Origin of the sequence: Myceligenerans pegani, from assembly GCF_014892515.1 — a bacterium.
Lineage (GTDB): Bacteria > Actinomycetota > Actinomycetes > Actinomycetales > Cellulomonadaceae > Myceligenerans > Myceligenerans pegani.
The window spans coordinates 14,366-29,526 of sequence record NZ_JADBGR010000105.1 but is presented as its reverse complement, the minus strand read 5'-3'; the positions used below and the strand labels follow the sequence as shown (position 1 = coordinate 29,526).

At 70.6% G+C, this 15,161-nt stretch carries 12 protein-coding genes; 5 read left to right on the top strand and 7 right to left on the bottom strand.

Annotated elements, in window-relative coordinates:
- Positions 1–15 precede the first annotated feature (15 nt).
- The 4 genes from IIE03_RS19430 to IIE03_RS19415 all read right to left on the bottom strand — a co-directional run bounded on the left by IIE03_RS19430 (position 16) and on the right by IIE03_RS19415 (position 2,558).
- Positions 16–699 carry an anthranilate synthase component II gene (locus tag IIE03_RS19430; RefSeq protein ID WP_192864424.1) on the bottom strand — a complete coding sequence of 228 codons (684 nt, stop codon included), beginning with the start codon at positions 697–699 and terminating at the stop codon, positions 16–18.
- Between the two features lie 107 nt (positions 700–806).
- A complete protein-coding gene (locus IIE03_RS19425) occupies positions 807–965 on the bottom strand; it encodes a hypothetical protein (RefSeq protein WP_192864423.1) in 159 nt (52 codons plus the stop codon).
- Positions 966–972: 7 nt separating this feature from the next.
- The gene (locus tag IIE03_RS19420) at positions 973–1,788 is read right to left on the bottom strand and encodes a class E sortase (protein WP_318843075.1); all 816 of its coding nucleotides are present in this window, start codon (positions 1,786–1,788) and stop codon (positions 973–975) included.
- Positions 1,785–2,558 (bottom strand): DUF881 domain-containing protein, encoded by a 774-nt coding sequence (locus IIE03_RS19415; RefSeq protein WP_318843074.1) that lies wholly within the window; start codon positions 2,556–2,558, stop codon positions 1,785–1,787. Before IIE03_RS19415 ends, IIE03_RS19420 begins: the two co-directional genes overlap by 4 nt.
- A gap of 130 nt (positions 2,559–2,688) precedes the next feature.
- On the opposite strand from IIE03_RS19415, the gene IIE03_RS19410 reads away from it, so the two are divergent.
- The gene (locus IIE03_RS19410) at positions 2,689–2,949 is read left to right on the top strand and encodes a cell division protein CrgA (RefSeq protein WP_192864421.1); all 261 of its coding nucleotides are present in this window, start codon (positions 2,689–2,691) and stop codon (positions 2,947–2,949) included.
- Between the two features lie 155 nt (positions 2,950–3,104).
- On the opposite strand, the gene IIE03_RS19405 is transcribed toward IIE03_RS19410, so the two are convergent.
- Positions 3,105–3,812, bottom strand: coding sequence for a rhomboid family intramembrane serine protease (locus tag IIE03_RS19405; protein WP_319643989.1), 708 nt, complete (start codon positions 3,810–3,812; stop codon positions 3,105–3,107).
- Positions 3,813–4,022: 210 nt separating this feature from the next.
- Complete coding sequence (locus IIE03_RS19400) at positions 4,023–4,565, bottom strand: peptidylprolyl isomerase (RefSeq protein WP_192864420.1); 543 nt, start codon at positions 4,563–4,565, stop codon at positions 4,023–4,025.
- Positions 4,566–4,683: 118 nt separating this feature from the next.
- Here IIE03_RS19400 and IIE03_RS19395 point away from each other — a divergent pair, with 118 nt between their 5' ends.
- Positions 4,684–5,811, top strand: coding sequence for a hypothetical protein (locus IIE03_RS19395; protein WP_192864419.1), 1,128 nt, complete (start codon positions 4,684–4,686; stop codon positions 5,809–5,811).
- 201 nt (positions 5,812–6,012) lie between these two features.
- Here IIE03_RS19395 and IIE03_RS19390 read toward each other — a convergent pair whose 3' ends face one another.
- On the bottom strand, positions 6,013–10,848 hold the full coding sequence (locus tag IIE03_RS19390; protein ID WP_192864418.1) for an SdrD B-like domain-containing protein: 4,836 nt from the start codon (positions 10,846–10,848) through the stop codon (positions 6,013–6,015).
- A 272-nt stretch (positions 10,849–11,120) separates the two neighbouring features.
- Here IIE03_RS19390 and IIE03_RS19385 point away from each other — a divergent pair, with 272 nt between their 5' ends.
- From IIE03_RS19385 to IIE03_RS19375, 3 genes are all read left to right on the top strand, one after another.
- Positions 11,121–12,467 carry a right-handed parallel beta-helix repeat-containing protein gene (locus IIE03_RS19385; RefSeq protein WP_192864417.1) on the top strand — a complete coding sequence of 449 codons (1,347 nt, stop codon included), beginning with the start codon at positions 11,121–11,123 and terminating at the stop codon, positions 12,465–12,467.
- Between the two features lie 83 nt (positions 12,468–12,550).
- Positions 12,551–13,387 (top strand): hypothetical protein, encoded by an 837-nt coding sequence (locus IIE03_RS19380; protein WP_192864416.1) that lies wholly within the window; start codon positions 12,551–12,553, stop codon positions 13,385–13,387.
- Positions 13,384–14,592, top strand: a complete 1,209-nt coding sequence (locus IIE03_RS19375; RefSeq protein ID WP_225998040.1) for a Dyp-type peroxidase — start codon at positions 13,384–13,386, stop codon at positions 14,590–14,592. Before IIE03_RS19380 ends, IIE03_RS19375 begins: the two co-directional genes overlap by 4 nt.
- Positions 14,593–15,161 lie beyond the last annotated feature (569 nt).

Below are 15,161 nucleotides of genomic sequence, written 5' to 3'. Positions count from 1 at the left end.
CGGGCCCCGTCGCGTTCAGCCTGCGACGAGTGGCGCCATGCCCCTCGAGCGATCCACCGCGCCCTCCAGGCCGCACTGCTCCAGCCAGTTGGCGAGGAGGCGGTGGCCGCCCTCGGTGAGGACCGACTCCGGGTGGAACTGGACGCCGTGCAGCGGGAGGTCGCGGTGCTGCAGGCCCATGACCACACCGGATTCGGTGGCGCATGTGACCACGAGCTCGTCCGGCACGCTCTCCGGCGTCGCCGCGAGGGAGTGGTAGCGGGTCGCGGTGAACGGCGAGGGCAGTCCGGCGAGGACGGAACCCTCCGCGCCCGGCCCGCCACGACCGCCGTCGTCGTCGGCGATGAAGACCTTGCTCGTCTTGCCGTGCATGAGCTCGGGGGCGTGCGTCACGGTCGCGCCGTAGACCTCGGCGAGCGCCTGGTGGCCGAGGCACACGCCGAGCATCGGCGTGCGGGAGCGCGCGCAGGCGCGGATCACGGACTCGGACGCGCCGGCCTCGGCGGGGGCGCCGGGGCCAGGGGAGACGAGGACGCCGTCGTACGGGACTCCGGAGTCGTCGTGGAAGCGGCCCTCCGCATCGGGCTCGGGCACGGCGTCGTTGCGGACGACGACGGTCTCGGCCCCGATCTGGTTCAGGTAGCCGACGATCGTGTAGACGAAGGAGTCGTAGTTGTCGACGACGAGGATGCGCGCCATGCGGAAAGCCTACGGGCTTGTGTCCCGCGACCGGAGATCCGCAGGAGTCGGACGACTACTCGTCCGCCGAGGGAGCGGCCGTGGATGCGCCAGGCCGTCGAGGCGGCTCACTCCCCGACCGTGGTGTCGTTGAACGGCATGTAGTCGCTCAGCCAGGGGAAGACGTACTCGAAGCAGACCGCGAGCAGGATGATCCCGAGGCCCGCGCAGAGCAGGGCGCGGGCCCACGGCGGGCCGGGGAGGAAGTTCCACAGTGCGGCGTACATCAGCGCGTCATCCTTCTTCCAGCAGTTCCTTGGGCGTGCCCTCGCTGACGGGTGCCCAGTAGTCCAGCGTGCCGTAGACGATGTACCGCTCGGCCGCGGAGAACATGGGGTGGCACGTCGTCAGGGTGATGTACCGCTCGGTGAGCTCCGGCAGCGGCTCCCCCGGCTTGATGCCGGGCACGGGGGAGATCACCTCGATGTTCTCCGGGAGCACGATCTCCGATTCGGTGACCTTGTAGACGTACCAGGTGTCCTCGGTGCGGACCACCAGGGCGTCCTGCTGCTTCAGCTCGTGAACCTTGTTGTACGGCTTGCCGTACGTGGTGCGGTGGGCGGCCGTGGCGAAGTTGCCGAGCTCACCCGGCATGCCGGTGCCCTCGTAGTGCCCGATGCCGATCGTGTCGAGCACGGTCGCCTTGTCCGTGCCCTCGGCGATGGGCTTGAGGTAGTCCTCGCCCCACCGCGGGACGTACAGCTGAGCAAAGGTCTCGCCCGACGGCGGCGCGTCCGGAACGGGCGGGTCCTCGCGGTGCTCGGTGGCGACGGCGACCTCGGGTCCTTCGTCCTCCGGCTCCTCCCAGCCCATGTCGGCGACGATCTGATCCTGTGCCCGGGCGCCTTCGACGTCGGTCCACCACAGCTGCCACACGACGAACAGGCCGAGCAGCACGCCGACGGTGACGAGCAGTTCCCCGAACACGCCGACGACGCCCGCCACCACGCCACCGCCACGACGGCCGCCGCGGTAGGCGTGCCGGCGGCGAGGGCCGTCGGGCGGGGCAGGGGTCGGGAAGAGCGCTGCGGAAGTGGGTGTGCGGTTCACGCGAAGACGTCCGTTCCTTCCGGGACGCGGGCGTAGCGGAGCTCGCCGGTCGACTGTGACGCGGGTACGTCGATCCGGTCGTGCGTCCGGACTCCCCAGCCCAGGTGCACCCAGTCGACGTAGGCCCGGTAGTTCTGCACGCCCTTGTCCTCCTCCAGCGCCTGGGCGAGCGCCTCCTGGTCCCCGATGGCGGTGACCTCGTACGGCGGGGAGAACACCTTGCCGTGCAGCAGCAGGATATTGCCGGAGCACCGGAACGCCGAGGTCGACGTGACGCGCTCGCCCTGCAGGGTCATCGCCTCCGCGCCTCCCACCCACAGTGCGTTGATGACGTTCTGCAGGTCCTGCTGGTGCACCACCAGGTCGTTGGGCTGCGGGTTGCCCGGGACCGTGTCCAGGGACGACGCCGGTGCGTCGTCCAGCGTGACCGTGAGGCCGGGGCCGCTCACCGGAGTGGAGCCGGCGGCCACGCCCTCGCGCTCGGCCAACGGTGGGTCCACCTGCGGGAGGTCGGTTCCGCTGCGGTCGCTCAGGGTGAGGGAATTGATCTCGCGGTTCAGCGCGGACGCCCTCTCGGACAGCTCGCTCACCCGCGCCGACTCGGCCTCCACGAGGGCGGCGATGTCCTGGGGCTGGCGCGAGCCGGACTGGATCGCGTGGCGTCCGCTGGCGACGAACAACAGTCCCGCCAGGGCGAGAACACCGCCCACGATGACCCACGACCGCACGCGCGCGCGTGTGACCTGCGTGCCCCCGCCTACCCGGATCACGGGCAACCTCCTGTCAGCGTCACCGTTCGCTCGCCTCGACCACTACGCTAGTCCACGAGAATGCCATCGTCCGACCCTTACGCGCCGACGCGACCAAGGGCCGGCACCGTCCGGACAGGAGCCCCCGAGCGTGCCCGAGTCGAAGCCCCGAAAGAAGAAGACCACCACCCCGCCGGCCGTCGACGCCCCGGTCGCGAAGCCCAAGGAGAGCCCACGCTGGCTGGCTCCGCTGATGGTGGGCCTGATGGTGCTCGGTCTGGCGTGGATCGTCACGTTCTACCTGACGAGCTCGGGCCTGGGGCTGCCGGTGCCGCAGCTCGGCCAGTGGAACCTGGCGGTCGGGTTCGGCCTGATCATCGTGGGTTTCGGCCTCACGACGCGCTGGCGCTGACGCCGGCTCGCCGTTCGGCAGGCTTTTCCACAGCCCTCGGCAGACTTTCCCACAGCTGTGGGTAAAGCTGTGGAAAAGTCCCGAGGTCGGCCCCGGTGGAGCGGTCGATCGGCGTTCCCCGGAACCCGTTGTGGACAGCACGCTGTGGACAACGGTCAGACCTGGCCCGGCGTGAGAACCGGTGCCAGGGCGAGCTGGTACTTCGCGACGGCGGCCAGGACGAGGACCAGGAGCACTGCGGCCGGAGCGACGACGCCGATCACCCGCTGAGACCGTCTGGGCGCGAAGGCGAACGCCGCGCCGAGCGCCAGCCCGGTGACGAGGCCGCCCAGGTGCGCCTGCCACGCGATGTTCGGGACGACGAATCCGAGCACGCCGTTGATCACCAGCAGGACCACGATCTGCCCGGCCGATCGTCCCATCCGCCGCAGGACCGGCAGCATGGCTCCGAACAGGCCGAACACCATGCCGGAGGCACCGACGGTGCCCTGCATCCACGACACGCCGAGCGGGCCGGACACGCCCGCGAAGAGCAGGAAGCCCACGGACCCGCCGACGGCCGACAAAGCGCACAACGCGCCGAACCGCGCCCGCCCGAGCAACGGCTCGAGGAACTGGCCCGTGATGTACAGCGCGTACATGTTGAACGCGATGTGCAGCAGCATGCCGGTGGAGTGCAGGAAGGCCACGGTCAGGAAGCGCCACGGCTCGATCGCGCCGCCCTCCGGCCAGAACAGCCACCGCTCGGTCCAGCCGAGGCCGGGCACGAGCTGCAGCAGGAAGCTCACCAGGCAGGCGCCGATGATGGTGAACGTGACGACCGGGCGCCCGGTGCGGACCTCTCCGCCGAGCGTCGTCGTCACACGCGGTGCCTGCTTCGCGGCCTGCTTCACGCAGTCCACGCACTGGACGCCGACCGCCGCCTGCCGCTGGCACTCGGGGCAGGCCGGGCGACCGCAGCGCTGGCACCGTACGTAGGAGGGCCGGTCGGGGTGTCGCGGACAGACCGGGGGACCGGCCGGCGCGTCGGGGGTCGCGCTTGCCTCGTCGTCGGCGATGGCTCGGCCCTCCGGTCAGTCTTCGATCGTGACGGAGTTGATGGTGATGTCCTCGACCGGCCGGTCGCCCGGACGGGTCGGCGTCTTGCCGATGGCATCGACGACGGCGCGTGACCGGTCGTCGGCCACCTTCCCGAAGATCGTGTGCTTGCCGTTCAGCCACGGCGTCTCGGCGGTGCTGATGAAGAACTGGGAACCATTGGTGCCCTCGACCTCGCCGGTCACGGGGTTGCGGCGCTTGCCGGCGTTGGCCATCGCGAGGAGGTACTTCTCGTTGAACTCGAACTTCTCGGGGTGGATCTCGTCGTCGAACGTGTAACCGGGGCCGCCGGTGCCCGTGCCCAGCGGGCAGCCACCCTGGATCATGAAGTCGTCGATGACCCGGTGGAAGATCAGTCCGTCGTAGAAGGGATCCTTCCGCTCCTCACCGGTGCGAGGATCCGTCCAGGCCTTCTCGCCGCGTGCGAGCTCGACGAAGTTGCGGACCGTCTTCGGAGCGTGGTTACCGAACAGCTCGAGGCGGATGTCACCAGCGGAAGTGTGCAGGGTTGCGAACATGTCCCCAATCTTTCCACGTCGCGCGAGTGTCCGGCCTCGCCACTCGCGGCATGCGATGGCAGAGTGGGTGCTACATACCAGATCGTTGGACGGCAGACATCCCGGGAGGTTCCTTTCCATGGGACGCAAGATCACCGTCGACCACCATGTCGACAAGGAGAAGCTGAAGCAGCAGGCCGCCGCGGCGGCCGCGCTGCTGGGCGAGCGGGGTGCGAAGGCCGCCCACCAGGCCGGAACACTTGCCGGGCAGGCCAGGGAGCAGGCGATCCACGCGAAGGACTGGGCACAACCGCGGGTCGCCGAGCTGCGCCACTGGGCGCAGCCTCGGGCCGAGAAGGCGTGGCGGGACGGCCTGCAGGCCGCCGCACCGCGGGTGCGGCAGGCCGCGGACAAGGCCGTGCCGCTCATCGACTCCGCACATCACAAGCTCGTCGACGACCTGCTGCCCCGCGCCGTCGCCGCGGCGAACCAGGCCGCGGCCCACGCGGCCGAGGTACAGCATCGCGTCGACGCGGCCACCGCACCGCAGCTGAAGGGCCGGGCCGCCAAGGCGGCGAAGAAGGCGGCAGCCGCCGCGGAGAAGGCGTCGGCCAAGGCCGCCGCGGCCGCCGCGAAGCAGGCGGCCAAGGAGTCCAGGTCGGGCTCGACCAGGAAGCGCTGGGTCTGGGCCGCGGTCGGGGTGGGCGCCGTGGCCGCCGGCTACGTCTTCTGGAAGCGTGCGCAGCCGCAGAGCGACCCCTGGGCCGAGCCGTGGGAGCAGACCTCGACCGCGGACTACTCCGGTTCGGGCGCCTCCGACGCCAGGCAGCGTGTGGGTGCGGCCGCCGGGTCCGCGGTGGCCAAGAGCCGTGAGGTCGCGGAAGCTGCCGCCAGGCAGGCGTCGGCCGCGGCCGGCAAGGCCACGTCCGCCGCCCGGTCGGCGGCGGGCAAGGCCGGCTCGGCGGCACGCGCGGGAGCGCACAAGGTCTCGGAGGCTGCGCCCTGGACGACGGCGAGCGGTGCGGCCGCCGGTGCGTCGTCCACCGACGACGGGACACCCGACAGCGCACCGGAATCCCCGGAGGACGCGACGACGTCGGCTCCTGCGGCGGAGCCGGAGCGCACGCCGATCGACGCGACTCCGCAGGCGGCCGAGGCTGCTCCGGAGTCGGCACCGGACACGGACGCCAGCGAGAAGTCCGACTCCGACACCTACGCCTTCGACGAGCTCGAGAACCAGGAAGGCACCGCGGGAAAGCACGCCTGAACCGCATGCGCGACGAGGCCGGGCCGACACCGCAGGGTGCCGGCCCGGCCTCGTCGTTTCGGCAGACCGACCTGTCCCCGCTCGTCGTGCCCAAGGGGGCAGCCTGGCGAGGACGGTTCCGCCGGCCGGGAGTCCGCGACCGGACGCCGATGGCCCCCGCAACCGGGCGGGTGCGGGGCCATCGGCGCCGTGCCGGAACGGTCAGGCGGTCCGACGACGGCTGTGGCGCCACCCTGCGAGGATCGCTCCGGCGGCGACCAGCAGTGAGCTCAGCAGCGCCAGCACCGCCAGATCCGCACCCGTGTGCGCCAGCGGTTCACGCCCCGCTGCCTTCTCACCGGGCTCGTTCGGCTCCGGCTGATCCGTCCCGGGCTGATCCGTCCCAGGCTGATCCGTCCCAGGCTTCTCCGGCTTCTCCGGTTTCTCGTCGGCGCAGGCACACAGGCCGGCGTCGATGTCGGAGCGGTCGAGTCCTTCGGTGACCGCGACCGAACGCGTCCAGCCCGTCTTCGGGTCGACGTCGGAGTCCAGCTCGGGGTTGTCACCGGACCCCATCGGTACGAAGCACATCCCCTGCGGGACGTCCTCGAAGCCGACCTGGTAGTCACCCACGGGCAGGCCGGTGAACACATACGTGCAGTCGGCGCTCGTGGTGGTGGCCGCCACTTCGGCGCCGTCGGCGTCGTACAACGTCACGGTCACACCCTCGATGCCGGGCTCACCCTCGTCCTGGATGCCGTTCCCGTTCTCGTCGGACCAGACACAGTCACCGATCGAACCCAGCAACGGCTCGGGCTCGGTCGGCTCGTAGATACCCGCATCCACGTCGAGGCGGTCCGGAACCTCCTCGGTCAGCGACACCACGCCGGTCATCCCGGTCTCCGGGTCGGCATCCGAGTCGAGCGCCAGGTCGTCGCCCGCACCCTGCACCGTGAACACCGTCCCGTCAGGCAGATCCGTGAACCCGACCGAGTAGTCACCCAACGGCAGCTCCTCGAACAGGTAGGCGCACTCCGCGTCCGTGGTGGTCGTCGCCACCTCGTTGCCGTCCGCGTCGTACAACGTCACGGTCACACGCTCGACGCCGGCCTCGCCGTCGTCCTGGATACCGTCGGCGTTCTCGTCGAACCAGACACAGTCACCGATCGAACCCAGCACCTCCTCCGGCATGACCAGGCCCGCGTCGATGTCGAGACGGTCCGGAACCTCCTCGGTCAGCGAGTACACGCCCGTCTGCCCCGTGACCGGGTCGGCATCCGAGTCGAGCGCCGGATCCTCGCCCGCACCCTGCGGGGAGAACTCCGAGCCGTCCGGCGCGACGAACTCGACCGTGTAGTCGCCCAAGGGCAGCCCCGTGAACAGATAGGCGCACTCGGCATCCGTGGTGGTGCGCGCCACCTCAGCACCGTCCGCGCCGTACAGGATCACGGTCACGCCGTCGACGCCGGGTTCGCCGTCGTTCTGGATCCCGTCCCCGTTCAGGTCCGACCAGACGCAGTCACCGATCGAACCCACCGGCTCGGTCGGCTCGTAGATACCCGCATCCACGTCCCGCCGATCGGGAACCTCCTCGGTCAGCGAGTACACGCCCGTCTGCCCCGTGACCGGGTCGGCATCCGAGTCGAGCGCCGGGTCGTCCCCGGCGCCCTGCACCGTGAACACCGTGCCCTCGGGCAGGTCGGAGAACCCGACCGAGTAGTCACCCAACGGCAGGTCCTCGAACAGGTAGGCGCACTCCGCGTCCGTAGTGGTGCGGGCCACCTCGCCGCCGTCGGCGTCGTACAGGATCACCGTGACGCCCTCGACGTCGGCCTCGCCGTCGTCCTGGACACCGTCGGCGTTCTCGTCGAACCAGACACAGTCACCGATCGAACCCAGCACCTCCTCGGGCGCCACGACTCCCGCGTCCACGTCGAGATCGACGGGCGCGTCGGGCGTCAGGGAGATGACGGGCGTCACCCCGGTGGCCGGGTCGGCGTCGGAGTCGAGCGCCGGGTCCTCGCCCGCACCCTGCGGGGAGAACTCCGAGCCGTCCGGCGCGATGAACTCGACCGTGTAGTCACCCAGCGGCAACTCCTCGAACAGGTAGTTGCACTCGGCGTCCGTGGTGGTCGTGTCCACCAGGTTGCCGTCGCCGTCGTACAGGTTCACCTCGACACCCTCGAGACCGGGCTCACCCTCGTCCTGGGCACCGTCCCCGTTCAGGTCGGACCAGACGCAGTCACCGATCGAGCCGAGGATCACCAGGCCGGCGTCGATCGAGTGATCGTTCTGGCCGTAGCCGCCCAGCGTGAACGTGTACTCACCCGTTGCCGGATCGGGGTTGGAGTCGATCCGGTCCGCGTCCTCGGCGACCTCCGGCACGTCGGGCACAGGCTCCGGGCGCGGGTTCACGCCGTCGGCGTTGTCCGTGTCCGCGTGCGGGTTGTCACCCGTGGGCGCCTGCATCGCGGTGAACAGCACGCCGGACCAGGGAACCGTGATCGGCGCCCCCTGGTGGTCGACGGTCAGGTCGCCGTCGGCCGGCGGGACGAACCGCACCGTGTACTCCGCGCCGTGCACCAGTTCGGTGAAGTGCGCGGTGTCGGTCGCGTCGGACGAGAAGTAGTAGGTCCCGTCGTCGGCGGTGAGCTGCGTGCCGACGACGGCGCCCTCGGCGTCCAGGAGCTCGACGGTGACCCCGGCGATACCGGGCTCTCCCGCGTCCTGCAGGCCGTCGCCGTCGCCGTCGAACCACACGCGGTTGCCGACCTCGACCGGGGGCGGTGGTGTCAGTGCGTCGAGGTCACCGAGGCCTCCGCCCTTCTGGAAGCTGACGGTCGGACTGCCGGTGTTCCCGTCGTCCTCCGTGAACTCGACGCCACGCGTCGCCGCGCCGTCACCGTCGTGGAACCAGATGAGGCCCTGCACACGAAGCTCGGCGAGCGGATCGAACGCCGTGGAGGCCACGTCCGTCGCACCGGCCACGTCGAGCACGGCGCCGAGCGCGATCTCCTCGTGGGTCACGCCCGCGACGGTGCCGTCGAGGCCCTGGTCGTCGCCGTGGAACTCGTTGCCACCCGGGCCGGACGCGAGGATCGGCGGGGTGCCGTTCGCCCACTGGGTGGTCTCGCCGTCGCGGCCCGTCCCCTCGGCCGCGGCGCCGGCCTCGGGCGTGTACGTCTCATCCGAGTTCCGGCCGGCCAGCAGGACGTCGCCGACGGCGACCGTCTCGAAGAAGATCTCCGGCGGTGTTCGGCCGTCCTGACCGGTGTCGGCCGCCCACTGCCGGTTGCCGCCCTGCAACTCGGTACGGTCCGTCATGCCGACCGTCATGTACCCGGCAGTGTTGAACGTGATCGAGGACATGATCGCCTGCGGATACGCCTGAGCCCCGTCCGGGTCGCCGGCCGCGGTCTTGCTGAATCCGACCGACCCGTCGGGCCAGCTGTCGCCGTTCGCATCCGCGCTGTCCCACGTCCACACGTCGGTCCAGGCGTTCCAGTGACGGATCTGCGGGTTCCGTTCGACGAGCCCCTGCTGGGTCCCGTCCCACCAGGACATCGGATTGCCCCGGGGGTAGCCCAGGTCCACGTCCATGACCTGCGCCACGGCGCCGCCGTCGACGGCCACCTTGCCCACGTAGCCGTGCAGCGGCTCCGTCGAGTCGCACTGCGGCCAATCCTCGGTGGACTCGCCGGGCGCGGTCGTGGCGCAGTTGCCCGGCGCGGTGCCGGTGTCGGCCCAGCCCACGTACACCTCGTCGTCGTGCACCTCCACGGCCCAGGCACGCCGGCTGTCGGCGAGCCCGAGCGGGATCTGCAGGACGTCCCCCACGGTCGGCACGAACGCGGGGTCATAGCCGGGGTTCTGCGGGTTCGTCGGCGAGATGTCGATCCGGTACAGGTTGTTGTCGGAGAGGTTCATCACGTACAGGTAGGTCGTGATGCCGTCGGTCCACGTGTCGATACCGCCGATGCCGACCTTCGCGGCATTCGCGAACCCGTCGGGGTCGGCGACCAGGTCGGTTCCGCCGGCAAGCCCGCGATCCGCGTTGGACGGCACCGAGCCGACGGCGATCCCGAGGTCGGTCAGGGAGAACCAGGCCTCTACGCTTCCCGCGGGGCCGATGCCGGCCGCGACGTCACCCGTCGCCGGGTCGATGACGTCCGGGATCCGGTAGATGCCGCCCAGCGCCCGGTCGGTCGAGCCGTCCCAACGATGCTCGGCCAGGCCGGCGTTCCGGCGGTACACCGCCGAGGTCAGAAACGCGTTCGCAGCCTTCTCGTAGGCGGTGCCCCACACGGTTCCGACATCGCCGACCGTGGCGATGTCGCGCTTGCCCGTGTCCTGGGCGGTGGCCCAGTCGGTGACGACGAGCGCGGGCTGCTCCGCCGTGCCCTCAGCCAGCGGGTCGCCCGCCGAGTGGATCGCCGTGATGATCTCCGGCGACCCCGGACGATGGTCCTCCGGCGGCAGGACGGCGTAGTTCACGGACTCGTCGCCGGCGGTGACGAACTGCACCGACGTACCGTTGTCCACCAGGTCTCCGGCGAGCCACGACTCGTAGCCGTCCGGGATGTCGGAGAAGGTGACTCGGAGCTCCGCGTCCGCCGCGCCGTCGGCCACGTAGGGCACCTCACCGGTCTGGTCGGTGAACTCGCCCTCGGTCATGGACCAGCCGCCGGCCGCATCGACGCGGCTGGTGCGGGTCGACGCGGAGTTCCCGAGCGCGTCGGTCACGGTGACGGTGACGTTGCCGACGCCCTGCTCGAGGAATCCGTCGGAGTCGTCGCCGTCGTACAGCCCGTCACCGTCGTTGTCCTCCCAGACCTGGCCTGCGGCGATCACGTCTCCCGGCGCCGCGGAGGCCGGCGGCACAGCTGCCGGGACGATCATCACGGCGGCGAGGGCGAGCGCCCCGCCGGTGGCCACGAGGCTCCGCCGTGGCGGTACCCCGATTCGTCGGAGGTCGAGGCGGGAGGCGAGTGCGCGGGAACCGGCCCAGAAGGGCCACCACACGCGCGTCCTCCGCCGCGACTGCTGGCGAATTCGCATTTCGTCTCTCCTGTCATCACGCGGGCAATGGCTTTTCATCAGCACATTGCTCCAAGATCATCGAATGCCACCCCAGCAAGATGTGCCGACCGAAAATGCGACAGGCCGAATCTTTGTCCAAATGGTCCGCCGTGGCGCACCGAAAGGCATTGGTCGCATCTCCGCGCAACCCAGCGCACCGGGAGACGAGCCGGCCCGTAAAGACCGGTACGGCGCGCGCGACCTGGAGTTTCACCGCGTGCGGCGGCGGCATGTCTGCCTACACTCCATCCATGCCACCGAAGAGGCGCCGGGCATCATTGTTCGGGCGGGTTCCCCGAACCGCCGCGTACGTGTTCGTCCTTGTTCTCACCGCCTGCACGGCAGGACCCGCCTCCTCCGACGACGGGCCTCTCGGTGTCCTGCGCGTTCCCGCCGATCACGCAACCATCCAGGCCGCCGTCGATGCCGCGGCACCGGGTGACCTCGTGCTGGTTGCCCCCGGGGTCTACACCGAGAACGTCCTCGTCGAGACCACCGATGTCACGATTCGCGGCGCCGACCGCAACGGGGTGGTGATCGACGGCGAGGGCGTCCGGAGTTCGGGGATCGTCGCCGTCGCCGACGGCGTCCGTATCGAGAACCTCACGGTCCGCCGCGTCATGCACTACGGCGTGCTCGTGACAGGCATGCACGACGACAACGGCCCGAGCGCGCACGGAGTGGACGGTTACGAACGGCTCGATCCTGCGATGTTCCCGCCGGTGGAGCGATTCGCCGTCCGGAACGTCACGGCGTCGAACAACGGGCTTTACGGGATCTACGCGTTCGACGCCCGCCACGGCATCATCGCGGATTCCTACGCGTCCGGATCGGCCGATTCCGGAATCTACGTGGGGCAGTGCCGCCACTGCGACATTCTCGTGACCGGAAATGTCGCGGAGCGTAATGCGGTGGGATTCGAGAACGCCAACGCATCCGATTCCGTCGTGGTGACGGGTAATCGCTTCTCGCACAATCGTGTCGGAATGACGCTGCTGTCGAACTACCAGGAGGCGTTCACACCGCAGCGCGCCAACATCGTACGCGGCAACGTCATCGCCTCGAACACCTCGGCGGACTCCCCGGCACAGGCCGAAGGCGGCTTCGGCGTCGGGATCGGCATCAGCGGCGGCCGGGACAACCTCCTGCGCGACAACCTGGTGGCGGGGAATCCACGTGCGGGGGTGCTCCTGGCGAACACGGAGGATCTCGCCGCCTCCGGGAACCGGATCGAGGGCGCCTGGTCCGCCGACGGCGTGGCCCCCAACGGCGTCGACATCGCGAACATCTCGGCGGACCGGGCTCCGGCCCAGGGGAACTGCATCGGCGGGAGTCCGTCCACGCTGCCGAAGCACCTCCGAGCGGGCTGCGGGACGAAGAAGCCGTCGGCGACCGCCGTCGCGCCCGGCAGGCTCCCGGACGTCGAGGCTCCACCCGGCATGAGCTTCCTGCAGGTGCCCGAACCTCCTCCCCAGCCGGGCATGGTGGACGTCGAGGTCATACCGGCACGGCTGCCGAACACGGTCACCGACGCCGCCGAGACGCCCGAAGGTGTCCCGGACGCCGGCCTTCTCGCCGAACGCAGCGGCGTCTCGTGACGTGGGGTCGTCGCGAGGCGAGACCTCGCCCCGGCGGCGCCCGACGGCGACCGGTAGGTCGCACGGCGGCCACCGTCGTCGTCGTGCTCCTTCTCGCGGCCGCCTGCAGCACCGGCGACGAACCAGCGGCGGACGACGGTCCCGTCCGTCCCGTCACGGTGGCGGAGGCCGAGCGGCTGGCGAACGTCCGGTTCCGGAACTTCGACGCGGGTAGCCGCAAGGTCACCGCGATGTACACCGACCAGGGCCACGAGGTGACACTCAAGGGCTGGTTCGACTACACGACGCACACCGGCTACGGCCTCGTGTCAGCCGACGGCCGGCCCTCCGCCCGGGTCGTCTGGGACGGGCGCGTCATCGCCACCACCAGCGGCGACCGGCTCGGAAAGCCTCAGACGTCGCTCGACGGGTGGCGCGTCGGGAAGCTGGACCCGCTGAGCTCGCCGCTCGCCGTCGTCCTCACGGTCCTCGCCGGCCTGGGCGCCGATCGTCCGGAGAACCCGCTCCTCATCCGGCAAGGTGGCGCGCTGTGGCTGCGGGAGGACGCCGTCGGTGAGCGGCCGGTCACGGTGTTCGCGGGGCCGGTGTCACCTGGGGGCGGCGACGAAGCGATTCCGGATGACGGCGCGGGGGGCGGTGCCGCGCCGAGCGACACCGCGCGGCCGGGCTCCGCGCGTGCTGACGGGGAGGTGACTCCGGAAGCATCGGCGAGCACGCCGACGGCGATCGCGCCCGTCGATCCCGATGCCGCCGGCATCCGCTACTGGGTGGACCAGAGCGGTCTCGCGCACCGGGTCGACATCCGCCTGGGCGACGACTGGGCCGTGGTCGACCTGGAGCACGCCACGTGGAGCGTCCCGCCGCTGCTGGAGGATGTCGACCCGCGGCCGAGCCCCGAGACGGCGGAGGACGACGGATGAGCTGGGTCAGCCGGCGGGAAGTCCTGTTCGGGACGGGTGGCGCCATCATGGGCGTCGCGGCGACGGTCAGCGGCGCGACGGCCGCGGGAGCGCTCGGCGACGAAACGAGCTACCGTCACGGCCCGGCCAGGTCGGACAGGGAAGGCGCGGCGGCATCGTCCGGCGGGGTGGAACCCGCCGGGATGACGCAGGCCGGGGTCGACCGGCCCGGCACACCACAACGGTTCGGGCTGCTCGCGGTGCTCGATCTGCCCGGCGCCACCGATCGCAGAGCGCTCGAGCCCCGGCTCGCTGCGCTGGGCGCGACGATCCTGTCCCTCACCGGGGAGAGTTCGGACGTGCTGCCCGACGGCGCCGGTGATCTCACTGTCACCGTCGGCCTCGGGCCGCGACTCGTGGGCGCGATCGATCCCGGTCTCGCAGGCGCGACGGCACTGCCCCGGTTCGCCGGTGACGACTCGATCGAAGCTCACCGGATCGGCGGCGACCTCCTGCTCGCCCTGCACGGATCGGACCCGGTGGCGCTGCCCCTCGCCCTCCGGGAGCTGCGTGCCACGCTCGACGGAACGCCGCTGCGCTGGTCCGAGGCATGTTTCCGCGGCCCTGGCGTGGGCACGGTCACGCGGAACCCGTTCGGCTTCCACGACGGCATCGCCGTCCCACGCGATTCGGAGAAACTGGCCCGCGAGGTCTGGCTGCCCCCGGAGGAGGACGGCGGTGACCCACGGGTCGCGGGCGGCACGATCTGCGTGCTGCGGCGCCTGGTCCTGGACACCGAACGGTTCGCCCACCTCGAACCGAGCGACCAGGAGGCCGTCATGGGACGACGCCGATCGGACGGTGCCCCACTGTCCGGCGGCACGATGTTCGACGACGTCGACCTCCGCGCCAAGACTCCTACGGGCGAGTACCTCGTGCCCGCGCGGTCCCATGCCCGTGCGGCACACCCGTCCTTCACCGGCAGCGGCCTGATGCTCCGGCGCGGCTACGCGTTCGCCACGCCGACCACCGGCGACGATCCCGGTGAGACCGGGCTGTTCTTCATCGCGTTCCAGCGTGAGCTCGACACGTTCGTCCGCACGCAGCATCGCCTCGACGAGACGGATGCGCTCATGCAATTCGCCAGACCGACGGCGAGCGCTACGTTCCTCGTCCTTCCTGGATTCGACGAGAATCAACCGCTCGGCTCCACCCTGTACGAGTGAGTGCCCTGGCCCGCTCCAGCACACGAAAAATGACCTGTGGTGAAAGTATCGCCGCAGTTCATTGCATGTGGAGCCAAGGGGACTCGAACCCCTAACCCCCTGCTTGCAAAGCGATTCGGACGTGCGTTCGATCGGTCGGGAACGGCGCGGACTGTGCATGCTCGTGCAGGTCGTGGCGTGGCTGGCCGCTGGCTTCGTCAGGACGATTGTCAGGATTCCGGCCGGGCCTTCCACGCGGGTTTTGACTCGGCCCCCGCCATGGGTCCCCTTCGTGGGGTCCCTGTCCCTCCGGCGTCCGGCGGCGCGGTGCTCGTCGTGGACGGGGGTTCTCTCGGCGGTGCAACCCGTCCCGCCCATCATGCCCGACGTCGGTTTCACGGGGAACGTGGCGGGACGGGTTGCGGCGTCGAGGGGTTCTCTGTCAGCGTCGCGCGCCGGGTCGACGGGCGGTGGAGGGGCAGGGGCACCACGGGCGTTTCCCTGACCCTCTGGTGTTCGCGTTGGTGCCTGCCGGAGGCTTCGTCGGCAATAGCATCTGGTCATGGACCTCGGGACCTGGAGAGACTGGG